The organism is Streptomyces sp. SLBN-8D4, assembly GCF_049739545.1.
Taxonomy (GTDB): Bacteria; Actinomycetota; Actinomycetes; order Streptomycetales; family Streptomycetaceae; genus Streptomyces; species Streptomyces canus_C.
Window position 1 is genome coordinate 8,525,572 of the sequence record NZ_JBMGQC010000001.1, and the last position, 26,642, is coordinate 8,552,213.

Sequence of the window (26,642 nt, forward strand, 5' to 3'; positions counted from 1 at the left end):
TCCACGGTTCCGTCCCGGCCCCGATGCCACCAACCCCGGTGCCGACCGCTTGACGGCCCGCCCCCGAGCCGCCGCCCGCTCATGCCGGCCCACGAGCGTCGGGTCACCCCGGCCGGACCGACCTCCCAGTCCTGCGGCTCCATCTCCCGACTGGCCAGCATCCGCAGGGTTTCCTCCGACCGTGAGCCCGGCTCTGCGTGGTAGGTGTTCAGCCGCATGGGGGCGCCCCCGGGCAGCGCCATGGGTTCGTGCACGAGGTCGAACTCTCCCACCAGCGGATGCCGCATCCGCACGACCTCGCCGACGCTCCCGCAGCTCACCTCGTGCCGGGCCCACAGTCGCCGGAACTCCTCGCTCTTCTGCGACAACTCGCGGATCAGCGAGGCCAGGTGTGCGTCCTCGGGACTCTTGCCGGCGTTCCTCCGCAGAACGCCGGCGACCATCGCAGCCGTGCGGTCCGGTTCGGCGAACCGGTCGCGCACTTCAGGAGAGAGGAAGATCAGCCGGGCCGTGTTCCGCTCCCCGGGCGGCACTTGAGCCCAGTCCCCGAAGACGGCGGTGGCGAGCCGGTTCCGTCCGAGGACGTCCAGACGGCGGCTGACGACGTAGGCGGGAACGCCGAGCGTGTCCAGGAGGTTCTGGACGCTGGGCCGTAGCCGCTGCGGCGTGGGCGCGGCCTGCGATGCGGTTACGGCCGGGCTGGGCCAGCCGGATCAGATGGTCCCGTTCCTCCTCGTTCAGGCGCAGGGCCTGGGCCACGGCGTCCAGCACCTCGGCCGACATGGTCTCGCCGTAACCCTGTTCCAGACGCGCGTAGTACGCGTACGACACTCCCGCCAACTGCGCCAACTCCTCGCGCCGCAAACCGGGGGCCCGCCGCCGCCCGTACGAGGGCAGGCCGATGTCCTCGGGCTTGAGTCGGGCCCTGCGAGAACGGAGGAACTCCCTGGGCTCGGCGCGCCGGTCAAGTCCGGTCGTCATGTCGTCACCGGGCGCCACTTGTGAAGACATCTCTGTCCTCCATTTGTCGCACGTGCTCGCAGATGCGAAGCAGCGTAGCTTCTCCGGCTGGCCGGCGCGCAGTTGGACGAGATCGACACCGTGCGGCATCGCTCCCCCCGTCCAACTGCGCGCCCGCCGAGGTCCGTTCTGTACCCGTTGCCGAGTCTCCGGTCCTGCTGTGCGTCAGGCGGAAGGGCCCTGGACGGTCACAGGGACACCGACGCCGCTCATGATGCCGTTGATGATGCCCTGCTGGGTCACCGTGAGGGAGCGCCGGTCGAACAGCCCGAACCCGTACCGTCCGGTCGCACCGTTGTCCCAGTAGACGCTTGCGGCCCCGTATTTCTTGGCAGTGGCCGCGACGGCCCGGGCGAAGTCCGCGCGATACCTGTTGTTCGATGAATCGAACGATGACTTGTCGATGGCACCGTACTCGCCCACCACCACCGGATATCCCTTCGTGACGAACACGTCGTGCATCGTCTTGAGCTGGGCGTCCAGATAGTCCTCCTGTCCCCAGGTCGACTTCCTCGACGGATTGGTCGCTGCTCGTCCCCACTGCGTGATGGTGCCGCTTTCCTCTCCGGCGAAGTCCCACGGACTGTAGTGATGAACGGAGATCATGATCCGCCGCTCACTGGCGGGAATGGAGGGGGAGCGATACTGGTCGGACGGAAGCTGGAAGCCGTAATTCCCCGCGGTGTAGTCGATGTTCGTGTTCCAGCCGGCCACGAGCAGCCACCTTGAACTGTTGTTTCCGCCCGTTTTCCGTACGGTGTCCACGAAGATCTGGTTGTAGCTGTTGATGTTGGAGTAGCACGGTTGGGTCGGACGGCCGTACTGCCCGTCGAACTCCTCGTTCATGGACTCCATGATCAGGCGCTGGTCGTAGTTCTTGAACCTGTTCGCGATCTGCTGCCAGGCCTTCTCGTACTTGGCCTTGATCGTCGTCTGGGAGGATGAGTCGCAGATCAGCCAGGAGCCGCTCACGTTCTTGTAGCCGTCACCGTGCATGTTGATCAGCACATGCAGGCCCCTGTTGTAGGCGTAGTTGACGACTTCCTGGATTCTGTTCAGCCAGGAGGCGTTGATCGTGTAGTTCGGGCCGGGTCCTATGTATCCCAGGTAGGAGACGGGGATCCGGATCGTCTTGAACCCTGCCGCCCGCACCTTGTCGATGAGGGCCTGGGTCACGGCCGGCTGGCCCCATGCCGTTTCGCTGGGGTATCCGTTGGTGGTGGCTTCGAGTTGGTTCCCCAGATTCCATCCCGCGCCCATGTCGGCCACGATCTGTGAAGCGCTCGACTGTGCCACGGTATCGGCCGACGCCTGATGCGCCGTGCCGTACACAGATGCGGCAACCGCCAACAGGACGGCAAGGAGAATGACTCTGATCTTCCCTGCTAGTGAAGCCATGGGCTTTCCTCTCTTGCGGTCTTGAGGGTGTCGAACCCTCAAGTGGACCTTTCTGCCCGAGCGCGAGCGGCCGGAGCCGCCCCGCTGTTCGGGGGTGCCATTTCTGGGGCGCGGGCCTGCGAACGTACACAGCCAGTGGGCGCTGCGGCTGACTCGCAGGAGTCCCGGAAAGTGGTCGGAGCAGCGAAGCGCTCGTGCTGTGACGAGGGCCGGGCTGCCCCGACTGGTGCGCGTCCGTGGACGGTCACGCATCCTGGGCGGCCAGGCCCGGGTGTGCCGCGGTCACGGCCAATGCGCGCGTCCGGAGCCGCGCGTAGCTGCTCCTCAGCTCAGGGCGGATTCCCAGGTGGTGGTGCTGGAGGTGGCGTCGGTGCGAAGGCGGTCGCGGGCCGCGGTGCCGCCGTACAGACTCCACCGCATCCAGTCCACGAAGGTGTTGACGGTGCGGGAGTCGCCGAAGTAGTTGCTGTGGCCGGCGCCGCGGAAGGTGAGGAACGCCTTGGCGGCGGGCAGTTCCCGGTACGCCTGGCGGGCGGAGGAGATCGGGCACGTTCCGTCCCGGTCGCCGTGCGTGAACAGGACCTTGGCGCGGACCGACGGGCTCGGGTTGCCCATGTCCACGCAGGACATGGGGATCGCGGCGGTGATCCGTGCGTCCGGCCAGGCCGTCAACAGTCCGTGGGTGGTCATGCCGCCCATCGAGTGGCCGGAGACACCGACTCCGACCGCTGTGTTGATGTGGCCGGCCAGCGGGTCCCCGGCGGTGTTGAGGGCGAGGGTCCGCGTGATGACCTCGGAGACGTCCTTGGACTGGTTGCCGTTGTAGACGTCCTGGCCGCTGAGGTTGGCGAAGTGGGGGGCGGGGACGATGAAGCCCGCCTCGGCCAGGGGGCGGATGATCGCCAAAGAATTCTGCGGGCTGCTGCTGAAGCCGTGCATGAACTCGCAGACCGGGAAGACGCCTTGGGCGACGGGGGCGTTGGCGACCGGGGAGCCGCCCGGGGCGCCGGCGGCGGGGTAGTAGACGTAGGTGGTCCAACGGCGGCTGCCGCGGCTCCAGGCGTACTGGCGTACGCCGACCGCGAACCGCTGGGTCGGAGCTCCCGCCCGAGCGGTGGCACCTGCTTGGCCCGTGCCGAGCAGGGACAAGCCCACGCCCGCGGCTCCGGCCGCGCTCAGGGTCAGGAAACTACGCCGTTGCATGGTCATGAAGACTCCTGGTGTGGGGGGTTCGCAACGCTGCTCGGTCAGGTGCCGGGAGGAGGCATCGGCGATGCCGGGGCGGTCGTACTGACCGAGCTGGTGGGGTCGTAGCCGTGGGGGTGGTCAGGTGGGCGTATCGCGCCGGTGGAGGATGTTCCGGTCCTGCCCGTGACAGCGACCGTGGTGGTGATCGATGTGGCGTTGCCTTGCGGGCAGAGGCAGGGCGAGCCGGTGAACACCTGCCGACCTCCGCGGAAGCGTGGCAGAGAGTGCCTCTCCTTCCACTGGTCCTGTGCTGCGCCTCTGGGAGCGTTCCCACATCGGGTTGCAACAGTCAGAGTCCCGATCGGGTGCCGGTCTGTCAATCATTGGCGCCCAACTCTGTTGTCTTCGACGCGCATTCGACAGATCGAGGCGCGAGTGGCGCGGTGTGCGTCTCCGCACACCGCCCGGTCACGCTCGCGACGGCCCGCCGTCAGCCGTGGCCGATACCCGCACTCATGCCGGCGATCGTATGGGCCTTGATGTCGAGGTGCGGTCCCTCCGCGAATCGGGTCACCACGGCGCGGACATGGTCCTGGGCGGGCTGGAGCAGCCCGTCGTACACCGCGACGCAGACTTCCCGCGCCCGTGACCGGGGCCAGTCGGATGGCAGCAGCCCGATGGGGAGCAACGGGTCCAGGATGGGGAAGTGCCGGTAGGCGTTCATGACTTCGGTCCGGGCGCGCACCGCGTCGGCTCCGGTGACGCCGTCGGCGCTGATGTGCGGGAGCAAGCCGCTCCAACGGCTGACGAAGGCCTGGTAATGCTCGGCGATGCCGGTCAGGTCCCATGCCTCGACCGGGCTGCGGTCGACCTCCGTGTCCAGTTCCTCCTGCCGCGCGCGGAACACGGTCACCGCTCCCCGCGCCAGGTCGGCCACCTCGACCCGCCCCTTGGAGGTCAGGGGGTGCGGCGACACCCAGAGCGCGTCGTACAGCGGCGCGAATCCGCGCCAACGCAGCGCGGTGCGCAACGCCCGCCGCCGCGTGCTCTCCTGTTCCGGAACGGAGAAGGCGATCAGTGTCCACCGTCCGTCCCACGAGTCGGGCTGAGTGGTGAAGGTGGCGATCGAGCTGGCGCCGCTCCACAGATCGACGGCGGCCTGAGACGTCAGCCGGTAGGAGCTGTACCGCCCTTGCCGGCTGCCCTCCAGCACACCACGGCGCATCAGCCTGCTGATCGTCGTACGGGCGGCGCCCGGGGTCACCTGGAACTCGCCGAGCAGCGCCACGATCGCCGCCGACGGCAGCCAGGACCGGACGGGGAAGGTGTAATCGGCGATCAACGTCACCGCGAGCCCCTGTGGCGAGACGGTGCTCTGCCAGCCGGGCGACCGCACGGGGCCGGCGGCGCCGTCACCCTCGTCGGAGAAGAGCTCCTCAAGGTGGGACATGTTCGGCAAGGTCGGCTCCGACGCGGTGGACAGGATCGGCACCACTTTAACGGCTGGGAGATCGTCGGGTGGAGCTCCGCCGGGATCGGCCCACCCGGCGGAACCTCCGCGCACCGGTGAAGCGAAGGTGCCCGGGCAGTGCCCCGCGGGCTCGGCACTCCCGCCTCCCGCTGCGCCTCGCGCTCCCGCGCCGCCCACGCACTGCTTTCGCACCTCGCGGCCGGGAGTGCGTCCGGAGGGAGGCGACGGAGCGCTACGGCCTCAGCGAAGCCGGCGATGGATGGGAAGGGCGTGGCATCGCATGGCCGGCGGGCGCATCCGTCAGCGCCGGGTGAGGGTGGACGGCGCCCCGGCGGACTGGTCACCCTCGTCGCTCAGGCTCAGGGTGTCTCGGTCGGTCATCGTGACGACGTAGACATTGCCGCTGGGGCAGCCGACTTCGGCCGACGGGTCGGTGGGTTGGCTGGTGACAGCTTTGAGGACCATCGAGTCCTTGCGTACCTCCCGCAATTGCAGTGTCTCGGTGCATCCCAGCTCAAGGCCGGTGTTCACCTCGGTCACGTTGCTGACCTGCTTGCCCGCCGGCTCACCCTGTTGTGCCGGGTGGAGAGTCAAAGTGACGGTGAACCGGTCGGTCCGGGGCTGATTGAAACTGTCAGGTGTGGGATTGCCCGGCCCGGTACCGACCCATGTACCTGCCCAGGCCGCGGGAAGCGATGTAGGCGCGGACGACGAAGGCGTCCCGCCGGACGCGTCATCGTCGGAGAAGGGCTGCACGACGAACGTGCCTGCCGTGGCCATCAAGGCCGCGACCGTGGTCCCGGCGACCACCCGGCCGGTACGGCTTGACAGCCACCGTCGCACGGCGTCGGAAGGCGGCAGGACGGCGGTCCCCGCGTCGGCCGGGGCCGGGCCGTCTTCGGGCTCACGTGACACAGCCGGCACAGATGGCGATCGCACTGTCGTGGAGACCAAGGCGTCCGCCTCCTCCTCGCGTACGGCGAGATCTTTTTCCAGTGCCTCGGGCAGCAGCTGCGGCCAGGTACCGCACCGGCCGCCCAGGCGTTCCAGCAGAACGCTCACATCGGCGGGCGTGGGCCGCTGCTCGGGGTGCTTGGCCAGACAGGACCGCAAGAACGGGATCAGGGCCGCCGGCACGCCGTCGAGGTTCGGCTCCTGATGCACGATGCGGTAGAGCAGCACCGCAGGCGAGAACTCCTCGTCGGGGCGGGAGAACGGACCCCGGCCCGTTGCCGCGTACACCAGCACCGAAGCCAGCGAGAACACATCACCGGGCGCACCCGATTCCCCGGCGCTCGCCTGCTCCGGCGCCAGATAGCCGGGGGTACCGATCACACCGCCGGTCCTCGTGTGACGCGTGTCCTCCCTCGCGCGCGCGATCCCGAAGTCGATGAGCAACGGACTGCGGCGGCCCAGCAGCACATTGGACGGCTTGACATCCCGGTGGGCCAGCCCGGCCCCGTGTACCGCTCCCAGCGCCCCGAATAGCTCGGCCGCCAGTGCCAGTACGCTCTGCTCGGGCAGCGGGCCGTACTGCCGTACCCACTCCGCCAGGGACGGCGCGGCCACGTACTCGGTGGCGAGCCACTGCGGGCGCTGCCCCACCGGGCTGTAGTCCACCACCGCAGGCGTCCAAGGAGAGCGCACCTGGTCGCTGTTACGGATTTCCCGCGCGAACCGCTCCTCGAACCCTGGCTCCCGTCCGAACTCGGCGCGCACCGTCTTCAGCGCCAGGGGACGCCCCGACACCGTCCGGGACAGATACACCCGCCCCATGCCACCCTCACCGAGCCGCGCCAGCAGGGGATAACCCCCTACAGCCCCCGGATCAGACTCGTCCAGCAATTCCACGCCCCGCGCCCTCTCCCATGTGCACTGCCGATCAGGTTCAGCCGCCGGACCAGCACAATCAAGCACCGCATCCGTGGCGTCCATGCCAAGCATCACTTTTTACACCCGCAACACACTATTCTCAGCGAAACTTCTGGCAGCCCGAGCCCCCTCACCGGCCGAAAGGCCAAGTGGACGGTCAGGAGGGAAAGTCCGGGCCGGGGAGGTGCTCGGGCCGGGTGGACGGTCTTCCAGCGAATGTGCCGGAAGTCACGGGGGACGCGGGCGGGGACGAGTCCACCCGGGAAATCGGCCTTTCAGCAGGCTCGCGAGTGCCACCCACTCGGGCCCGCCTCGGCGACCTGGGCCGCGCTGCGAACTGTGTGCTCAGGCGCGGACGCGGACGCGATACGTCACGTCCGGAAGAGCTACGGCCGGTGCGGGGCCCGGGGAATTGAGCAGTGGACCGCACAGCTCCGCGCGAACTCGTCCGCGGCCACCTCGTCCGGTTCGCCGGGGAGCAGGACGGAGCAGCATCGGGACGCCCGCCGTCTCACGGTTGGTCGAGAGGCGCCGGGCCGTTGCGATGTCAGCCGGGGTCGCGAGGAAGGCGTGCACTCCCCGGTGAGCGGGGAGTGCACGCCGGGGTGGCACAGCGAGTGGGGTCGGATCACTCCGTCGCGAAGCGTCCTGAAGAGGATTCCGTGGATTCCGCGGCACGTGCGGACGGCGTGTCCGACCGTGTGAGCACCCGGCGTACCGCGTCGGCGAGTGCGGGAGCCGCGTTCGCGTCGGCATCGGCGATCCCGACGCCGTAGCGGAACCGCACGGTCGCGCCGTCCTCGACGGTCACCTCCTCGCTGAAGAACGGCGCCGGGTTGAGGCAGGCGAACTCCTCGGTCCGGGCGAACCACTGCGGCGGGTGACTCGGGTTGGCCGCGTCGTCGACCATGAGCACCAGCGACTGCGCGTCCGTCTCGTCATGGCGGCCCGCGAAGCCCATCCACTCCATACGCCGCCCGCGGACCTCGTCGCCGCCCAGCCCTTCCTCGGTCACGAACTGCCCGCCGGTGAACGACCGAGGGCCGCGCCAGAACAGGCCGCCGTAGCCGGCGTTCTCCCGTCCCTTGGTGGTCGGGGACCCGATGGAGACGTCCGTTCCGGAGACGTTGGTCATCCGCGTCTCGAACGTCAACGCCCAGGCGTCCGGGGAGATCAGGCTCGCTCGCAGCGTCCTGCGCTCGGTGAAGAACAGCGCGCCGGACTGCGTGGTCCAGTCCAGGTCGTGGGCGAACGTCGCCGTTCCGTCGGCCCTCTCCAGGTCGACGACCTGGCGGTGGGCCTGGGTTCCGTTGTTCTCCAGCTGGACGTAGAAGCGTCCGTGGATGTACGTGGGACCGCCCCAGAAGTTCTCCTCGCCCACGTGGGGCAGGGACCACGCGATGCCCTTGTGCCACACGTGGTCGTGGGGACGGAACAGGCTGACCACCTTGCCGGCCCGGGTGCGCAGGGGGTGGATGTAGGGCTTGGGTGATTCCAGTTGGACGGTGTCCGGCCGGTAGACGTAGCGGAACAGCTCGGTGCCGCCGTCGCGGACCGTGACCGAGGTACCCAGGTCGTGGCGGATCTCAAGAGCGTTCATACGAGGGCCTCCTTGACCGGCTCCCACGGCACGGCGCCGCCGTCCATGCTGAGCGCGAACGGGTCGTCGTCGGTCAGATCGCCCGCGCTGACGCGGACACCGCGGAAGGCCGAGGCGTACGTCGCCGCCGCGAACTCCAGCGTGCGGCGCGCCTCTTGCAGGCAGACGCCGGGTTCCTGTCCGCTCTCCCGGGCGTCGAACACGGCCTCGATCTGGAGCCTGTGGCCGCTCGTGACGTCCGGCCCGGCACCGTCGGTCCAGAGGTCCGCGAGACCCTCGTGGCCGGGGGCCGGGGTGAACCGCCAGTGTTCCTCGCGGTAGCCGTAGAGGTGTTCGAGTTCGATCGTGGCGTATTCGAAGTCGAAGCGCAGGCGCGAGGTCTCCCGGGGGGACAGCAGGGAGTTGACCACCGTGGCCAGGGCTCCGCTGTCGAACCGGACGGCGGCGATCGAGACGTCCTCGGTGTCCGTGGGCCGGGCCTGGCGTTCGGCGAGTGCAGCGATCTGGGACCAGGGGCCGAGGACCGACAGCATGAGGTCGAACTGGTGGATGCCGTGTCCCATCGTGGGGCCGCCGCCCTCGACGTCCCAGCGTCCCCGCCACGGCACTTCGAAGTACGCGTCGGGCCGGTACCAGAGGGTCTCGCAGGTGGCGACTAGTGGCCGACCCAGTGCGCCGGAGCGGGCCAACCGGCGCAGGCGTACCGCAGCCGCACCGTAGCGGTGCTGGAAGACGGTCAGAACCTTGGAGCCGGTCTGCTCCTGCACCGTGGCCAGTTGGTCCATCTCGCGCAGGCTCAGTGCCGTCGGCTTCTCCACCAGGGCGGTGAGGCCGGCCTGCATCACCATGGATGCCAGCGGTACGTGGGTCTGCGGGGGCGTACAGATGTGTACGAGATCGAGGTCTTCGCTCTCCAGCAGAGCCTGCGGGTCGTTGAAGACGTGCGGCACGGAGAATCGGTCGGCGAACTCGGCGGCACGGCTGGGGTCGAGGTCGGCGACGGCGACCAGCCGGGCACGTTCGGAGAGTTCGGTGAGGGCTTCGGCATGAGCGTGGGCGATACCGCCGGTGCCGATGATGGCCACGCGGTACGGCGGCCGGGGGCTGGGCATGAGTGGTTTCTCTCTCTTGGTTCCTGGCCCACTTCTCGTGGGGCTACCGGGGGCCGTGGGCAGCGGCGACGGCCCCCGGAAGGAGGTCACTTGGCAGCGTCGATCTCGCCCTGGAGCTCCTTGATGAAGGCCTTCGCGGCGGCGTCGGGCGAGGTCTTCTTGAAGTAGACCTCCTGGCTGTAGCGCTGCAGCTCCGGCTCGATGCCGCTTCCGCCGTTGGGCGTCACGACCGGCGACTCACCCGGGGTCACGGCGTTCATGTAGTCGGCTGCCGCCTTGTCGGTTCCCGCCAGACCCGACTCGAGGTGCTGGAGCATCTTCTTGTTCGCGGGGATTCCACGCTCCGTCTTGAGGATGTCCGCGGCCGTCGGGTCGTTGAGCAGGAAGTTGACGAACTCGGCGGCTTCGGCCGGGTGCTTGCTCTGGCTCGAGACCGCCCAGTACATGGAGGGCTTGAAGAAGTTGGCCTTGGTGGTGCCGACGTGGGGCATCTGCAGCAGCTTCAGATTCGCGCCAGTGGCCTGCTGCAACGCGGTGATCTGCGTGTTGTAGGCCCCGATCATGGCCGTCTTGCCAGTGGCGAAGCTGCCGGCGGTGATTCCGGCGGTCAGGTCCTCGACCATCGTCGAGGCCTTGACGCTGGCCCCGGAGGAGATCAGTTTCTGGCCGTACTTCCACATGCCAGCGAGCGCCGCGGGCTTGAGCGAGACGTTGCCGTCCTTGCCGAAGAGGTTGCCGCCCTGCTGACGGGCCCAGTACTTGAGGCTGCCGGCGTCGAAGCCCGGTGCGGTGGACGTGCCGTGAATCTTGCCGCCGCTCTTGTCCGTCAGCTCCTTCCCGATCTTGGCGTAGTCGTCCCACGTCCACGTCTTGTCGTCGGGAACCTTCACGCCGTACTTCTTGAACAGGTCGGTGTTCACGAGGACGGACATGACGCCGACGCCGACGGGAAGCGCGTACTGCGTTCCGTCGATCTGTCCGGTGGCCAGGGCCTGGTCGTCGAACTGCGAGGTGTTGAGGAGCTTCTTGGCCTTGCCGAGGTCGTACAGCGCTCCGCGGTCGGCGTACGAGGCGAGATACAGCTCGTCCATCTGGACGACGTCGGGGGAGTCCTTGGCCGCGGTCGTCGTGGCGAGCGCGTCCCAGTAGCCGTTCCAGTCCTTGTACTGTCCCTTGATCTTGATGTTGGGGTGCTTCTTCTCGAACGCAGCGATGGCCTCATCGGTGAGCTTGGCGCGGGCGTCCGCTCCCCAATAGGTGAGGCGGAGGGTGACCGGCTTGTCGCTGAGCTTGGCAGGGGAGTCGGTGCTGCTCCCGGAGCAGGCGGTCAGCACGAGCGAGAGTGAGGCGACCGCCCCGATCGCGACGCGTCTGAAGGGGCTGGGGTTCATGTGGTTCTCCTGTGGCTGATAAGTGGGTCGGATCGGTGGCTGCGGTGCTCCCGAACGGCCATGACTCGGTCGCCTCCGCGTGTCCGGCAGTAGCCCCCGCGGTTACTTGCCGCCGGTGGTCGCGATGCCTCGCAGCAGGAAGCGCTGCCCGGCGAGGAAGACGAGGAAGACGGGAACGAGCGACACGACGCTCATGGCGAACACCGAGCCCCAGTCCGTCGCGCTCTGCTGGTCCACGAAGGTGCGCAGCGCGAGAGGAGTGGTGTACATGTCCGGGTCTGTCAGGTAAATGAGCTGGGTGTAGAAGTCGTTCCAGGTCCAGATGAAGGTGAAGATCGCGGTGGTCGCCAGGGCCGGGACCATCAGCGGCAGGATGACGTGGAAGAAGATCCGCGCGTGCCCGGCGCCGTCGATCCGCGCCGCCTCGTCGATCTCGCGCGGGATGCCACGGATGAACTGCACCATGAGGAAGATGAAGAAGGCGTCGGTCGCCAGGAACTTCGGCACGATCAGGGGCAGGAACGTGTTGACCCAGCCGAGTTCCGAGTACAGGACGTACTGCGGCACGATGATCACGTGGATCGGCAGCATGATGGTGACGAGCATGATGGCGAACAGCACGCGCTTCGCCCGGAATTCCAGTCTGGCGAACGCGTACGCGGCCAGGGAGCAGGCGAGGAGGTTCCCGAGGATCGCGCCGGTCACGACGATCGCCGAGTTGATCATGTAGTGACTGAACGGATGGGAGAAGGCGTGCCAGCCGTTGCTGTAGTTCTCGAAGCGCGGGTGCGTCAGGGCGAGTCCCGCACTGCGGAAGATCTGACTGTTGGGACGCAGCGAGCTGACCACCATCCACAGGACGGGGTACAGCATCGTGAGGGCGCAGAGGGCCAACAGGCAGTGCTTGAGAGGGGCGCGCACGGCGCGTCTGACCCGGCGTATCGCGTGAGGGCGGGGGGCGGGCAGCGAGCGGGGTACGGCTTCGGTGCGGTCAGTCATCGTAGAACACCCAGTACTTTGAGGCCCAGAAGTTGACGGCGGTGAAGGCCGCGACGATGAGGAGCAGGACCCACGCGAGCGCGGACGCGTACCCCATGTCGAAGTGGCCGAACCCGCGCTGGTACAGGTACAGCGAGAAGAAGAGGGTGGAGTCGGCGGGCCCTCCGGTGCCGCCGGAGACCACGAAGGCCTGGGTGAAGGTCTGGAAGGCGTGGATGATCTGCAGCACCAGGTTGAAGAAGATGATGGGTGTCAGCAGCGGAATGGTGATGCTGCGGAACTGGCGCCAGCGCTTCGCGCCGTCGACGGAGGCCGCCTCGTAGAGGGAGGTCGGAATCTGCCGCAGCCCGGCGAGGAAGATCACCATGGGGGAGCCGAAGGTCCAGACGTTCAGGACGACGAGGGTGGACAGCGCCGTTCCCGGCTCCGAGATCCAGCCCTGCCCCTGGACACCGACGAGGGCCAGGGCCTCGTTGACCAGGCCGTTGGTCCCGAACATCGCGCGCCACAGCACGGCGATCGCCACGCTGCCGCCGATCAGTGACGGCAGATAGAAGACGGAGCGGTAGAAGGCAAGTCCCCGTACTCCCTTGTCCAGCACCAGGGCGAGCCCGAGGGCCATCGCCAGCTGCAGCGGGACGGAGACGAGGACGTAGCTGAACGTCACTTCGAGCGACTTGTGCAGACGCTCGTCATCGAGCATGCGCGTCCAGTTCTCGACTCCGTTGAACTGCGGCGGCTGCAACAGGTTGTACTTGGTGAAGCTGAGGTAGAGCGAGGCCAGCATCGGACCGAGAGTGATCCCGAAGAGCCCGACGAACCATGGCAGTAGGAAGAAGAACGCCGCCTTGTTCTGCTGTCGCGCGCCCCGTTGGGACCCGCGCAGCCGGCGTAGTTCGTTGATGGAGCTCACGGCACTGCTCCCTTGAGCGGCGGCATCGGAAACACAGTGGTGCGGGCCCGTCCCGGACCCCGCGTCACCCGAAAAGTGATCGTTCACTTTGTGGGTTGCGAGGACCATAGTGAACGATCACTTTTTACGTCAAGAGTGTGTAGTCTCTGACTTCACCGAACGTTGGCGGAAGGGTGGGGGAAGCGGATGGATGGCGCTGACACGGCGCGACGACGGCCTACGATCACCGATGTGGCGCGGCTCGCCGGTGTGTCACCCCAGACGGTGTCGCGGTATCTGCGGTTCAACGGCGGGCTGAAGCCGGCGACCCTGGAACGCGTGGAGAAGGCCATACGGGAACTGGACTACCGTCCCAACCTGGTGGCGCGGTCGATGCGCACGCGGAAGACCGGCCGACTGGCCATCCTCATGCCTGCCATGGCCTTCAACCCCTCACGCATGCTGGCGGGTGCAGGCGCGACGGCGCAGGACGCAGGGTTTTTCGTGGATGTCGTGAGTGCCGGGGGCGGCGTACGCGCGAGGAGCGACCGCCTGCTGGAGCTCGCCGATTCGGGACAGTACGAGGGCATCCTCTCCCTCGCCCCCGTGCTTCCCACCGTGGAGAGCAAACTGCACCAGAGGACGGCCGTGGTGATCTCGGCCGACTTCGACGACGAGATGCGCGGCATCGGGCAACTGGCCGACGCCACGCCCCTGGTGCGGATGATCGAGCACTTGGCGGAGCTCGGTCACTCCCGGTTCTTCCATGTGGCGGGCGACGCGCAGTTCGCCTCCGCGAGGGCGCGCAAGCAGAGCTATCTGGAGACCGTCGAACGCCTCGGGGTCGAGTCCGTCGGGGTCTTCGACGGAGACTGGTCGGGAGAGTCCGGCATCGAGGCGATACGGTCGCTCCCGAGCCATGCGCGGCCGACCGCGGTGATCGCGGCTAACGACCTCGTCGCAGCCGGCGTCGTCCGGGGCGCCCGGGAGCGCGGCTGGGACGTGCCCGGAGACCTCAGCGTGACCGGTTGGGACAACGCCGGGGTCGGACAGTTCATGAACCCGTCACTGACCACCGTCGACGTGGAGCTCGAACAACTGGGCAGTACGGCCATGGCCAAGCTGATCGCGGGTCTGAGGGACAGCGCGCCCGAGACGGCTGAGGGCTCCCTGTTCCGGATCGTCTGGCGGGAGTCGACGGCCGAGCCGCCTGCGGCAGGGCGTCTCAGCCGCAGGCGGTGACCAGCGCCGCTGCCGGGGTGGGCGCGGAGCAGGCGGACCGTGTCCGTCCCCTGCGCCTGCACCGCCCATCCGGCCCGGCCGTGGGTGCGGGCCGAACCGGCCGCGCACGCCGCGCGTCCTCAGGTGCGCAACGCCCTCAGTTCGCGTAGACGTCAAGCCGGCCGCACATCCCGAACTTCCCACGGGCAGCGGGCTGTTCAGAGCTCACGGCGGCATCTGCGAGGTGAGGGGAATCCCCCCGCTCCAGCCAGTCGAGCTGAGCCCCGGTGGCCGCGGCGGAGGCCTCGGCACCGTGTCGCCACCGCTCGCGCCACTCGGCGATGCGGGGCCGTACCAGCGCTGCGGCGGCCCGGTGGAACGCGGCCAGGGCCTGTGTCCCCTCGGCCTCCCGCAGTGCCCGGTAGCCCTCCAGGGCGAGGTCCCGCCGGGCCCGGGCAACGCGCTCCTGCTCCTCCTCGGGCGCGTCGGCCGGGATGGCGGTGGCACGGGCGTACGTCTCCGGATCGGTCAGGTACTGCGGGGGCAGTGTGAGAACCGCGTCCCCCGCCTCCGGCAGCCCGCTGTTCTGCATCAGAACGGTGATCCGCAGATCGCCCTCGTTGACCAGCCGGTGGATGGTGCCCGGCGTGAACCAGGCGACCGTGCCGGCCTGGAGCGGAGTGACCTCGTACCCGGAAGCGGTCAGCGTCTGCACGGCCCCGCGTCCGCCGGTGACGACGTAAGCCTCTGAACACGCCAGGTGCATGTGCGGCGTGCCGCCGCACGCCCCGTCGGCGGCAGGCCAGTCGTAGACCGACAGATGCGAGATGGCGACGCCCCCGGGCAGTCCGGTGTTGGTTGTGCTCATGTGTGTGTCAACACTCCAGTTCAAAACGGTAAGCGCTTTCTGTCTCTTTTAATTTACGTACAGATCGCCCAACGGGTCAATGTTCTGTCTAAAATCAGACTCGAATAGCGAAGCCGCAAGGAGGACGATGTGAACAATGGGTTGGCAGGCAAGAGCGTCTATGCCTTCGGCGACAGCATTGTGTACGGACACGTGTACCCGCACAGTTTCGTGGACGTAGTCGCAGAGCGTGAGGGCATGACCCTCACCAAGTTCGCCCGGAACGGTGCGACCATCGGCGCCGACCCGCATGCTTCCGGCGGGCAGATACTCACGCAGGTCGAGCAAACGACCGACATCGCGCCGGACTTCGTCGTCTTCGACGGAGGCACCAACGACGCGCAGTCCATCTTCCGGGACCGCGCGTACACGCTCGGCGCCTATGCCGAAGAGCTGGAGAAGACGCTGCACGCCATGGAGCGGAAATGGCCGACCGCCCGCATCGTGTACGTCGCCGCCCACAAACTCGGTTCGCGCGACTGGGACACTCAGGTGGCGCTGCGCGAGGCCACCCTGGAAGCCTGCCGCAAGTGGGACGTCGCCGTTGCCGACGTCTTCGGAGAAACGACGTTCGACACGCGCGATGACACTCAGCGTGCGAAATACACATTCGACGACCTGGTTGACGGTTTCCCTGGCACAGAGGGGTCGGGAACACATCCCAACGAGGCGGGTATTACCACTTTCTATGTGCCGGTGGTGAGCGCCACGCTGCAGCAGATTTCATCACGTTGATCAGTCGGCAATCGGATCTGCCTGACCGATATCGGCCAGGCAGATCCGATTCCTCATTTTCATGACGTCACTCTGAGCTGAACATCATGGGGGACGCGGAAGCGCTTACTGGTTCGGCACACCTACCGAATGCTCACGCCACCAGACTGGCCCTGGATTTCACTGGCCGAATCCGGTGCCGCGCGAGATCCGGGCGTCGTCCACGTGTACTGCCCCGCGCTCGCCCCCGTTCGAGTACCACGCGACCTTCGCGATCCCCGGCATCGAGGTGCGGAACGCCGCGTCGTTCAGCACGCGATGACCGTCGATGTCCAGGTCGAAGCGCTGGTTCACGGTGTCCACGGTGAGCGTGACCCGGTACCACTTGCCATTGGTGTACGTACCGAGCACCGTGTCCGTGGTGCCCTTGTACGCGTGGATCTGGCCGCGCGCGAAGGCGACGCTGACGGCTGGGGCACCGCTGGCGTTGTACAGGTAGGGCAGTCCGAACCAGCCGGCCTGCGTGTCGTTGCGCATCACCTGCGTGTCGATGGTCACCACGCCCTGGAGCGGGGTGCTGAAGAGGCGGGCGAGGTTGGTCCCGTCGGTCCCGCCGCCTTCGATGGTGCGGGTCAGCCGGACGCTCTTGTCGGTGGCGGACGGCGTCTCCACCACGGAGACGTCGTTGTTGGTCGAGATGACCCGCCATCCGTTGGTCCCGTTGGCGAGTGCGCCGGTCGCCAGGCCGTCGAACGTGTCCGTGAACGCGATGTCGGGCGCGCCGCGTTCGAAGGCACCGATCTCCGGACCGTTCCCGATCGGCACGGTCGCCCCGGCGTAGTCGAGGCCGCCGTTGCCGGTGACTGTGGCTCCGGCGTCGACGAACACCGATCCCGACTGGAGCGCGAAGTTCGCCGCCGTGCCGAGCCTCGGGCCGTTCTCGTCGCCGTACGGCCCCGTGACGGAGGCATTCACGAACTGCGGAGCGCCGACCACGGCGTTCGCGTCCGACGCCGGCCGAGTCGTCAGGTTGGACGAGTATCCGTTGTTGTTGTACGTGATGCTCGACGGTTGTATGAACTGGGGGGCGGACTGACTGGAGACGAACAGGTTGTTGGTGAACGTCGCCTTGCCGGAGACACCGCCGGTCACCATGTTCTGCGAATTGGTGTTGGCGATGGTGTTGTTGTAGAGGTTCGCCACCGTGCCGCTCTGCTGCGACATGTGGATGTTCCACCGCGTGCTGCCGGTGATGACGTTGTAGCGGATCACCACACTGCCGAACTTGACCGCGGAGTTGCACGCGCACAGCAGGATGCCGTCGCCGTTGTCGTGGAGGTAGTTGTACTGGAACACCTGGTTGGTGGTGCCGATGTCGGGGTCCAGGGCGTTCTGGTCGGCACCGCCCGAGGAGAGGTGGGTGCCCATGATCTCGTTGTGCTGGACCGTGACGGTGTCGGCCATGTTGGTCTCGACGCCGGAGACACCGACCCGGTCGATCACGTTGCCCTCGACGAGTCCGCCCCGGACGCCGGTGAGGTAGATGCCGTTGCAGCCGAAGGGGGTGTTGGCCTGCGTGATGTAGTTGCCGCGGAACGTGACGTCGGTGTACGGCGTGTAGGCGGGGTCGGTGGCCGTGGCGCGCTTGCCCCAGCCGGTGAAGACGGCCCCGGGCGCGTCACCGGCGTACTGCTTGGTGACGATCCCGCTGAACGAGGTGTTCTTGATGGTGGAGTTCTCGACGGTGATGCCGTCGAGGACCGTGGGGGCGCCGGGCGCGGTGATGTCCTGGACGCCGGTGAGGAAGGCGATGCCGCCGGTGTCCTTCGAGCGGTCCCAGCCCTGCGCGAAGGTGATGCCCGGCTTGTTGTCGGCGGTGCTGCCGCCGACCCACTTGACCTCGCCGGTGACGTCGTGCACGTCGACCGAGTCGATCACGAAGTGGTGCAGGGTCTGGCCGTTGTCACCGTGCACGCCGATGCCGCGGAGGTCGCCGAGCTTCGAACCGTCCGTCGTTCCGGTGGGTACCGCGTTCGACACGTCGAGGTTGCGGATCTCCCAGTACTGCTGGTTGTTCAGCCGCACCGCGTCGCCGACTGTGCCCTGGCCCGCGATCTTCGGCTTGGCGCCCGTTCCGTAGCTGTCGATGGCGATCGGGGCGCCGTCGGCGCCGGACCCCTTCGGCCAGAGCTGGCCGGTCCAGCTGTCACCGGCCTCGAAGCGAATCGTGTCGCCGGGCTGGAACGTCGTCGCGTTCACCTTGCTCAGCGAGCGCCAGGGCGCGCTGCTGCTGGTTCCGGCGTTGCTGTCGCTGCCGTTCGCGCTCACGAAGTACGTGGTGCCCGCGGCGAAGGCCCGCTGCGCGGGTATGAGCACGATCGACGCGAGCACGACTGCCAGCGCGCAGAGTGCGGCGGCTGTTGCTTGTGACACAAGTCTTCGATTGACGGTCATGGTCCTCTTCTTGTCGTCTGCGGTGGTGAGGTACTGGCTCCTGTCGTGGCGCCTCCGGTCGAGGCGTCGCTTAACGACCCGGGGCGGGGGCGGTTCGGGACCGTGCGGCGGACACACCCGCGGATGCTTGACGCCACGGGAACCGGGCCGGCCGGACGTGCCCTGTCGGGAGCAGAGATCGCCGGCGGCTCCAGGCGTCTTGATAGCGGTGTCACAGTGCCCTCCCGGATGTGAAGCCGACCGTCTGGAAGCCTCGTGCTTGTCCTTGCGGACGTACTGGGAAAACGTATTCCGCGCAGTGTGCCCAGCGGACCTCGAGTGAGTCAAGGTTTCGAGCAGATGAACGCGGCAGCGCTGTGGGGGCCTGCCGGAAGCCGACGGCACTGGCCGCTCGGGTATCCGTCGCCCGATGGGCGCGGGAGCGCAGGCCGAAGTCAGGCTTCTTGGCGCATGGGCGGGGAGGCCGGCGATGGGGGCCTGCCCCGCCCATGGGATCGGCCGGGTGCTCAGTCCGTCACGAGACCTTGACCAGCCTCCATCGCTGGTTGGTGCTGCCGTTGGTGAACCACTGGTCGATCGGTGTGCCGTCGGTGGTCTGCGCCTTGTACACGTCGGCCTTGTAGCCGTTCGACCGGGACTCGATGGTGTAGGTGCCGCTGCCGGCCGGCGCGATCAGCCATTGCTGGCTGACGCTCCCGCTGGAAGTCCCCAGCTGCAACTGGGTGCCGGGCCAGGTGGAAGCCGCGTTGATGTCGAGGGCCTTGCCGCTGGTGACACCTGTGATGGTGAGGTAGCCGCCGCTGGTGTACGTCAGCTTCCATTGCTGGCTGCCGCTGTTCTGGTCGGTCTTCTGGACGATGGGAGTGCCGTCGGTGGTTCCTCCGTTCGAGGCGGTGAGCGCCTTGCCGCTGCCCACGCTGATGATCTTGTAGGTGCCGGAGCGGTCTGGGACGGTTTCGTGGGTGACGGACAGGTTGGAGTACTCGACGGGGTAGTAGCCGGCCGTGCCCAGGCCGACCAGGCCCGCGCCGTAGCTCGTGTCGGTGACCGTGCCGACGGTGGTCTCGTCGATCTTGGCGGTGATCGTGCTGTCCTGGAAGGTCAGGGCCAGCTTGTGCCAGGTGCCCGTGCCGGGCGCGCTGACCGAACCGCTGGCCAGGGTGGTCCAGTTCCACGAGTTGGTGCCGGTGGTGCCGGTCTTCAGCAACGCCCAGGATCCGGTGTCGGACAGGCGCAGATGGTAGGCGTTCAGCCCGGTGCTGAACTTCGACTGAGTGCCCACGCGGCCGAGAATCTCAGCGGAGCTGCCGCTCTTCTCCAGCAGTACGTCGGAGCTGACCGTGTAGTTGCTCCAGCCCAGGTCTCCCATGAGGGTGTAGGGCTGGACGTCGTTCGAGGCCGGCGCCCACCAGATGATCGGCTTCGTCGGTGCGGTCTGACGCAGGCACTGGCCGCTGCGGCCCCCGGTGCAGGGGGCGGCCTGGAACGCACCGTTCATGGAGGCGAAGTACTTCGCCTCCTGCCCGGTGCTGTAGCCGGCGAAGGAGTCCGAGTACGGCATCGAGAGCCGGTTGCGGGTGGGCGTGGTGGTCGTTCCGGCGCCCTGACCGGTGGTGGTGGTCACGGTGTAGACGCGACCGGGGTCCAGGGTGAGCGTGTACGTGCCGCCGGAGGCGGTCAGGTCGCTGTTCCGCACCATGCGCGGGGTGGCGCCGCCGGGCTGCGACAGGTCGGTGGACCACACGTGCAGGGCTCCGCCGGGCAGGCCGCCGGCGACGTCGAAGGTGACCGTCTGGGACGCGGTGGCGTCCAGGGTCTCGTAGACGGTGCTCCAGGCGCTCTTGTCGGGCGCGGCGTAGCTGACGTAGCTGCCGTTGGCGCGGTCGCCGCCGAGGTAGCCGGAGGCGCTGTCGAGGTACTTCCAGCCGGGTGAGGTGAACTGTGTGGTCTGGGCGATGGACCAGGCGGTGCGGGACACGCTGTAGGCGCCGGACCAGGGCTGGTTCGCGGTGATCAGGCCCTGGTCGTGGAAGAAGAGGTTCTGGTAGTCGGCGGCCACCATGGGCCAGTTGATGTACGCGCTCATCTTGGCGTCGAGGTAGCCGCGGTTGATGGCGCGGGCGACCGGGGCCGCCCCGGTCTCGGCGTTCTCCGAGCCGTTCTCGCTGGCCCAGATCGGCTTGCCCAGCGACTGGGCGTCGGCGGAGGAGGAACAGGTGGTCATCGCCGACTGGTACGTGCAGGGATAGTGGGCGCCTGCGATGTCCACGGCGTTGTACAGGGCGGTGCTGTTCTTCATGCCGGTGGCGATGTTCCAGACGGTCTCGTCGCCGCCGACCAGCTTGGTCGAGGCGTAGCCGTTCGCCGCCATGGCCGACTTCAGGTTCTGGTAGAACCAGGCGCTGTACGTCTTCTCGTTCAGCCCACCGATGTAGTCGATGGACAGGCCGTGCTGCTTGGCGCAGCCCAGCCAGTCGATCATGTAGTCGATGCCGTCCTGCGTGTAGAAGTTGCCGTTGCCGATCCAGCCGGGGGCGCCCCAGGCCAGGGCGAAGAGCTTGATGCCGGGGTTGCGGGCCTTGGCCTGCTCCATCACCCACCACTCGTAGCCGGCGTCGCAGTCGATGTCGCCCTTTGTGTGCTCGAAGCTGATCTCGGAGCCGTCGGTGGAATTGACGTCGCCGCCGACTTCGACCTTGAGGATCTGCAGGGCGGCGCCGTAACCGGGCTTGAACAGGTAGTCCAGGATCTGGTTGCGCTGGGTGGCCGGGTAGTCGACCAGCAGGCGGGTGTTGCCACCACCGCCGCTGATCGCGCCGACGCCGTCGAAGGTGCGCCCTGCGCTGGTGCCGTCGACGGTGATCGCCGTGGTGGTGGCGGCGTACGCGGGCGACAGCGCTCGGCCGGTCAGCAGGGCCAGTCCCATGATCAGGGCGGCCAGGGCCGCCAACCGTCTGATGTGCCTGTCTGGCAGCCCTATGACGTGGTGCACGGAAGATCCTCCTGGGAGGGAGTGCGGGTGTGGGTGCGGCTTGCACTGAGACTCGGTGCGGGGCGTGTGTCGCGTGGATCGCAGAGGCGGAAACCGCCCGATGGAGAGTCTTTGCTCAGTGGGAAATCGTATTCCGCGCAGTGTGCGCGTCCGTGCTCGAAGGCGTCAAGCGTCGGTCAGCGGGTAAAAAATACGGCTTTGACGTTGCAGGTCTGGTGGCCCGAAGGCGCTGTGCAGGTCGGCGGGAGTGACCGGCTCAGGGGCGGGTCAGACGACGTGGGCCGCTGTGCTGTCGCGCACCACGACCTGCCCGCGCATCATCAGATGCTCTGCTTCCGTACGGTCCGCGAGTGCGAGGCGGACCGCCTCGGCACCTGCCTGCGCCAGCGGCAACGACACGGTCGTCAGCCGTGGTGTCACATCGGTCGCGAGCTCGATGTCGTCGAAACCGGTCACCGAGACCTGGTCCGGCACCGCCACCCCGGCAGTACGGAAGGCGGACATCGCGCCGATGGCGATGGTGTCGTTGGCGGCGAGGACCGCGTGGGCCGGCTCCAGCCCCTCGGAGACCAACCGCCGCGCCGCGTCGAACCCTCCCTGGCGGCTCACCGTGCAGTGCGCGACCCGGATGTGCCGCTCCTCGACGCCGCCGTCGCGGAGACCCGCGATGAAACCCGCGGTACGGGCCGAGACGTTTCCCTGTCCGCGCGCGCCGGCGAGGATCGTCACATGCCGGTGCCCCGCCCCGGCGACGTAGGTGGCCAACTCCTTCGCAGGGCCGTGATTGTCGAAGCTGATGGAGTCGAACGGCATGTCGGTGTCACCGACGATCACCACCCGGCCGCCCTCGCGTTCGTAGCCCAGCAACTCGTCGAGCAGGCGCCCGCCGAGGGCCTTCGTGTCGAGGCGGCTCGAAGTCAGAATGAGCGCACGCGGCCGCAGAGCACGCTGCAACCGGACGGTTTCGAGCTGGCGCTCGGCGGTGCCGTGGGTCGACGAGACGGTCACGAACGCACCCGCGTCGCGCGCTCGCCGTTCCATCGCCGCGGCGACCATCCCCATCGACGGAGTCGTGAGATCGTCGCCGACGACCGCGATCGAGTCGTTCGCGCGCCGCATCGCCCGGGCCGCGGCGTCCGCGGTGTAGCGCAACGCGGCCGCGGCGGAGACGACCCGCTGCCGGTACTCCTCCGCGACCGTCCGGGAACTGCCGCCCAGCACTCGCGACGCTGTCGAGACCGACACACCGGCGGCCGCCGCCACGTCACGCAGGGTGACGGTCGGCCTGGCTGAATGGGGCATCGCGCGTCCCTCCCGCACCACGAAAACGAGCCGCCGCCGACGCTACCCGAGGATGTCCCCGGCCAGGCGGCGGAGGTGTGGACGAAAGTGCCGGTGAGCGACACGGGATACGGTCGGCCGGACCGAGGGGGGCATGGTCGGCCGACTCGGGATACGGTCGCCTGGCTGGTAGGTGGTCACGTCGGCCCGGTTGGATTCCGTCCCGACGGTCACTCCCCAGGCCGGTGCGCTGCTGCGTCGCACACGCCTTGCGCGCTGGGCGGCTCGGTGCACAATGTGCGGCATGGAAGATGGAGCGGCAGCGCCTGCGGGGCGTCGCGGGGAGGCCGTATCCGAGGGGCGTCAGGTGACCCTCCATGATGTGGCGCGGACAGCGGGCGTCTCACAGGCGACGGCGTCGCGCGTGCTCAACGGCAGCGTCCGCAACGTCCGGCAGGAGAACGTCGACCGTGTGCTCACCGCGGCCGCGGAACTGGACTACGCACCGCACCTGTCCGCCCAGGCGATCGCGCGGGGTTCGACGAACATCGCCGCGCTGGTCGTCAGCGGTGTCGACGACCCGTACTTCTCCTCCATCGCGGCCGGCGTGACGCAGGCGGCCGAGGCCGCCGGACTCATCGTGACCATGGCGGTCGCGGACCGCTCGCCGGAGCGGGAACTCCAGATCGTCGGGACGCTGCGCGGCATGCGCCCCCGCGTCATCATCCTGACCGGCAGCCGCGTCGACGGCGCCGATGCCCGCGACGCACTCGTCGAGGAGCTCCACGCCTACCGGGAAGCCGGCGGCAGCGTGGTCCTGATCAGCCAGCACGACCTGCCGTTCCACACCGTCAGCATCGACAACTACGGGGGAGCGCGGCAGCTTGCCCGCGCGCTGGTAGGACGCGGCTACCGGCGGTTCGCGGTGGTCCGGGCGGGGACTGGCCTCAGGACGTCCCGTGACCGGTGCAGCGGTTTCGTGGAGGGCCTGCGCGAGTTCGGCATCGACGTCGACGAGCGGCTGGTGGTCGAAGCCGAGTTCAGTCGCCGAGGGGGGTGTGCGGCGGCCCGGGAGCTCGTCCGGCGGGGACTGGACGGCACGGAACTCGTCTTCGCGGTCAGCGACGTCATGGCGATCGGTGTGATGACCGCATTCCGCGACGCCGGGCTTGTCCCTGGCCGGGACATCGCCGTCGCCGGCTTCGACGACATCGGCCCGGCGGTGGACGTCGTCCCGGAGCTGACGTCCGTGACCGTTCCTCTGCAGCAGGTCGGGCTCCGTGCGATGGAGCTCGCGCTCTCGGACGACGACGCCCCGCGGATCGTACCTGTCGCCACGAACGTCGTTCTGCGGGCGAGCACACCCCCTCGATGACCGTGCCGGCTTCTCGCGCGGTGAGCGTCGGCTGTCCGGCCCTGAGCTGCTCCGCGACCCGGCGGACACCCTCTTGGCCGGCGAAGGTCTTCCGGCCTCCCGGGCGCGCCGTAGCCGATGAGCACGGCGCCGTCATCGGGAGAAATCCCGCTCAGACCAGAGCGCGACGTGCAGCCGAGCCGGGCGGCAGACCATGACCCGGTCCGGAGCGGGCTCAGAGTGATAGCCGCGAGCGGGCCGCGGTTGGGGGAAGCGCCCCAGTCGGGGACGTCGGTCACGATGTCATGGGCGTGTGCTTGCTGCCTACGGAACACGGCAGGAGCGAACCAACGCCTCAGGCGGTGCGTGCGTATGAGGAGGAGCAACCTTTCGGGGCAGTGCCGGCGTCGCCGTTGGCCCCGGCGTAAGCGCTGGCGTCCGCGAGGAAGGACTGGGCGCGTGCCCTTCCGCGGTAAACACCGCGACCTCTACGTCGGTCAGCAGACCCTCGATGTCGCCCGAGCGCGCATCCGCGCCGTCGGCGAACAGGCCATGGCCACCCTGAAGCTGACGTCTCCTGCGCAAACTGCAGTGCAGCTGCCGGGATCCCGTGCTTCTGATGCTCAGTATCAGATTGAGCCGCTGTTGTATTCTTTACTCATGACCGATTCTGCCCGCGCCTCCGCCCAGTCCGAGACCAAGCCGCCCGGCCTGCGGGAGCGTATGCGTGCGACGGTCCGGAAGGAAGTCGTCGAGGTCGCGCTCCGGCTCTTCATCGAGCAGGGGTTCGACGGGACTACCGTCGACCAGATCGCCGGTGAGGTCGGGCTGTCGCGTGCCAGCCTGTTCCGGTACTTCGGTACCAAGGAAGACATGGTCCTGCAGGGTTTGGAGGAGACCGGCCTTCAGATCGCGGAGGCGTTCGCCGCCCGCCCTGACACCGAGCGTCCCTGGGAGGCGCTGCGCAGGGCGTTCGACGTCCTCACGCAGGCGAACGAGCAGGCGCCCGAGCAGACACTCGCCTACCTGCGCATGCTCCAGGAGACTCCGTCACTGCGCGCCCGGCACTTCGAGAAGCAGCTGAGCTGGCAGGCGATGCTGGAGCCGGAGATCGCCCGGCGGCTGGGCGTCAGCGCCGACCAGCCGGAGGAGGTCGGGCCGAACTCGCTTTCCGGGGCCGCGCTCGCCTGTCTGGATGCAGCCGCGACGGGCTGGGTGGCCTGCGAGGGCGCAGTGCCCCTGGCCGTACTGCTCGACCGCGCGATGGACACGCTGACGAAATAGTTTCACCAGGGTCCCCGACCCATCCTGGAGCCACTGCGACGCGCTCCACCGTGTGGCTGACCCGGGGTTTGACGTCGACAACTCGCCCTGAGGGGCCGCGCTCGGCCACCTCCGAGCGGACCCCGGCGATGCGTTGACCTGCCACGTGGTTCAGGAAGCGGTGACGGTGTCATGTGCCTCGCCGAGGCCGGGACCGAGAAGCGCCGTGAAGCGGGCTTCGGCCCGGTCGATCTCACCGAGCTGAGTGAGGATCGATACGGGGGTGGAGTCACCGACCACCTTCTGCATCAGCGGGGTGCGGTCCAGGATCGCGTCCCGGATCGGATGCAGAGCGCGCGGCGCGTGATGGAAGACCTGCCCGAGGGCGTAGGCGTGCTGGGACTGCCGGGCGGTGTGCGGCTTGCGGGGGGCCTCGAAGGCGTCGAGTGCCTGGCGGACGGCGACGTAGTCGCTCAGGTCCACCCCTGCCAGGTGGCGGCCGATGAAATAACCGTCCTCGGTGGCCATACCGGCGCCGTACCCGGCGTACGGGGAGGCGGGATGAGCGGCGTCGCCGACAAGGGTGGCGCGGCCCTTGGACCACTGCTTCAGCGGCTTGCGGTCGCGGATCACCCAGCGCTGAACGTGTGCGGTGTCGGTCGCGGCGATCAGCTGAGGGAGCGGGTGGGCGAAGGCATGACCGAGGCCGGTCGCGGTCGAATGCAGGTCACCGGTGAATTCCCGGCTTGCGTCGAAGGCTTCGAGTACCCACCACTGGTGGCCGTCACGTCCCTTGTCGCGGATGGAGGTCCAACTGCCCTGCACCGTGCGGGTGTGGGAGAGGACGCACATCCCGGGCTCGGTCTCGACGCTGTCGTCGAAGGTGTAGCCGCCGAAGATGTGCAGGTTGTGCTCGCGCTTGGGGCTGTCGCCCCACAGGGTGCGGCGGATCAGGGAATCGATGCCGTCCGCGCCGATCACGAGGTCCGCCTCGTGGACTCGTCCGTCCGCGAGGTGCAGTCGAACACCGCTCTCGTCCTGCTCGACGCTCTCCACTGTGTGGTTGACCCGCAGGACTCCCTTGGGGAGCGCGTCGAGCAGCCGCTCGTACAACTCGGGGCGCAGCAGGCCGACGAAGCCGCCGCCGTAGTCGCGGACAACCTGTTCCGGAAGGGTCGCGCGGACCCGGCGGCGGCCGCGGGCGTTGCGGAACTCGGACGTGCAGGGCGCACCCAGGTCCTCGGTGTTCACTCCGAGCAGCCCGAGTGCCTTGATGGGGGGCGGCCACAGGTTGAGGATGTTGCCGGCGGGTCTGGCCTGCGGGTAGCGCTCGAACAGTACGACGTCGTGGCCGGCCTGATGGATGGACAGTGCGGCGGCCATGCCACCGGGTCCGGCACCGATCACGGCGACGCGGCCGCGTTTGGCGGGAAGTCTCGTCATGGTGGGTTCCTCAGCTTTGGTCGTCGTTGACCTGCCTCAAGCGGCGGTGTGCAGTTTCGCGGCGGTGGCG

General features: G+C 68.2%; 18 protein-coding genes and 1 pseudogene. 4 read left to right on the forward strand and 15 right to left on the reverse strand.

Annotated elements, in window-relative coordinates:
- Positions 1–134: 134 nt before the first annotated feature.
- The 10 genes and pseudogenes from RKD20_RS38605 to RKD20_RS38650 form a co-directional block, all read right to left on the reverse strand.
- Positions 135–981, reverse strand: a pseudogene (locus RKD20_RS38605) (helix-turn-helix domain-containing protein); the annotation flags it as partial.
- Between the two features lie 204 nt (positions 982–1,185).
- The gene (locus RKD20_RS38610) at positions 1,186–2,418 is read right to left on the reverse strand and encodes a glycoside hydrolase family 5 protein (RefSeq protein WP_424881736.1); all 1,233 of its coding nucleotides are present in this window, start codon (positions 2,416–2,418) and stop codon (positions 1,186–1,188) included.
- A 324-nt stretch (positions 2,419–2,742) separates the two neighbouring features.
- The gene (locus tag RKD20_RS38615; protein WP_424881737.1) at positions 2,743–3,627 is read right to left on the reverse strand and encodes an alpha/beta hydrolase family protein; all 885 of its coding nucleotides are present in this window, start codon (positions 3,625–3,627) and stop codon (positions 2,743–2,745) included.
- A 469-nt stretch (positions 3,628–4,096) separates the two neighbouring features.
- On the reverse strand, positions 4,097–5,056 hold the full coding sequence (locus tag RKD20_RS38620) for a PaaX family transcriptional regulator C-terminal domain-containing protein (RefSeq protein ID WP_424881738.1): 960 nt from the start codon (positions 5,054–5,056) through the stop codon (positions 4,097–4,099).
- Between the two features lie 321 nt (positions 5,057–5,377).
- A complete protein-coding gene (locus tag RKD20_RS38625; RefSeq protein ID WP_424881739.1) occupies positions 5,378–7,012 on the reverse strand; it encodes a serine/threonine-protein kinase in 1,635 nt (544 codons plus the stop codon).
- A 565-nt stretch (positions 7,013–7,577) separates the two neighbouring features.
- On the reverse strand, positions 7,578–8,549 hold the full coding sequence (locus RKD20_RS38630) for a PmoA family protein (RefSeq protein WP_424881740.1): 972 nt from the start codon (positions 8,547–8,549) through the stop codon (positions 7,578–7,580).
- Entirely contained in the window at positions 8,546–9,661 is a 1,116-nt protein-coding gene (locus RKD20_RS38635; RefSeq protein WP_424881741.1) for a Gfo/Idh/MocA family protein, read from the reverse strand. Before RKD20_RS38635 ends, RKD20_RS38630 begins: the two co-directional genes overlap by 4 nt.
- Positions 9,662–9,747: 86 nt before the next feature.
- On the reverse strand, positions 9,748–11,052 hold the full coding sequence (locus RKD20_RS38640; protein WP_424881742.1) for an ABC transporter substrate-binding protein: 1,305 nt from the start codon (positions 11,050–11,052) through the stop codon (positions 9,748–9,750).
- Between the two features lie 102 nt (positions 11,053–11,154).
- Positions 11,155–12,051: a carbohydrate ABC transporter permease gene (locus RKD20_RS38645; protein WP_424881743.1), complete on the reverse strand. Its 897-nt coding sequence runs from the start codon at positions 12,049–12,051 to the stop codon at positions 11,155–11,157.
- The gene (locus tag RKD20_RS38650) at positions 12,044–12,955 is read right to left on the reverse strand and encodes a carbohydrate ABC transporter permease (protein ID WP_394298087.1); all 912 of its coding nucleotides are present in this window, start codon (positions 12,953–12,955) and stop codon (positions 12,044–12,046) included. The genes RKD20_RS38645 and RKD20_RS38650 overlap by 8 nt, the downstream gene beginning before the upstream one ends.
- Before the next feature lie 240 nt (positions 12,956–13,195).
- On the opposite strand from RKD20_RS38650, the gene RKD20_RS38655 reads away from it, so the two are divergent.
- Positions 13,196–14,185: a LacI family DNA-binding transcriptional regulator gene (locus RKD20_RS38655; protein ID WP_424881744.1), complete on the forward strand. Its 990-nt coding sequence runs from the start codon at positions 13,196–13,198 to the stop codon at positions 14,183–14,185.
- 136 nt (positions 14,186–14,321) lie between these two features.
- Here the strand turns inward: RKD20_RS38655 and RKD20_RS38660 are convergent, their stop codons facing one another.
- A complete protein-coding gene (locus RKD20_RS38660; protein ID WP_424881745.1) occupies positions 14,322–15,032 on the reverse strand; it encodes a cupin domain-containing protein in 711 nt (236 codons plus the stop codon).
- A 129-nt stretch (positions 15,033–15,161) separates the two neighbouring features.
- Here RKD20_RS38660 and RKD20_RS38665 point away from each other — a divergent pair, with 129 nt between their 5' ends.
- A complete protein-coding gene (locus RKD20_RS38665; RefSeq protein ID WP_424881746.1) occupies positions 15,162–15,806 on the forward strand; it encodes an SGNH/GDSL hydrolase family protein in 645 nt (214 codons plus the stop codon).
- Between the two features lie 159 nt (positions 15,807–15,965).
- On the opposite strand, the gene RKD20_RS38670 is transcribed toward RKD20_RS38665, so the two are convergent.
- The 3 genes from RKD20_RS38670 to RKD20_RS38680 form a co-directional block, all read right to left on the reverse strand.
- Positions 15,966–18,176, reverse strand: coding sequence for a right-handed parallel beta-helix repeat-containing protein (locus tag RKD20_RS38670; protein WP_424881747.1), 2,211 nt, complete (start codon positions 18,174–18,176; stop codon positions 15,966–15,968).
- Positions 18,177–18,753: 577 nt separating this feature from the next.
- Entirely contained in the window at positions 18,754–21,231 is a 2,478-nt protein-coding gene (locus RKD20_RS38675) for an RICIN domain-containing protein (protein WP_424881748.1), read from the reverse strand.
- 267 nt (positions 21,232–21,498) lie between these two features.
- Entirely contained in the window at positions 21,499–22,533 is a 1,035-nt protein-coding gene (locus tag RKD20_RS38680) for a LacI family DNA-binding transcriptional regulator (protein WP_075662363.1), read from the reverse strand.
- 346 nt (positions 22,534–22,879) lie between these two features.
- Between RKD20_RS38680 and RKD20_RS38685 the strand changes: the two genes are divergently transcribed.
- Both RKD20_RS38685 and RKD20_RS38690 read left to right on the forward strand, forming a co-directional pair.
- Positions 22,880–23,887 (forward strand): LacI family DNA-binding transcriptional regulator, encoded by a 1,008-nt coding sequence (locus RKD20_RS38685; protein ID WP_075662365.1) that lies wholly within the window; start codon positions 22,880–22,882, stop codon positions 23,885–23,887.
- A gap of 438 nt (positions 23,888–24,325) precedes the next feature.
- A complete protein-coding gene (locus tag RKD20_RS38690) occupies positions 24,326–25,150 on the forward strand; it encodes a TetR/AcrR family transcriptional regulator (protein ID WP_256726544.1) in 825 nt (274 codons plus the stop codon).
- 150 nt (positions 25,151–25,300) lie between these two features.
- On the opposite strand, the gene RKD20_RS38695 is transcribed toward RKD20_RS38690, so the two are convergent.
- On the reverse strand, positions 25,301–26,572 hold the full coding sequence (locus RKD20_RS38695) for an FAD-dependent oxidoreductase (protein WP_424881749.1): 1,272 nt from the start codon (positions 26,570–26,572) through the stop codon (positions 25,301–25,303).
- Positions 26,573–26,642 lie beyond the last annotated feature (70 nt).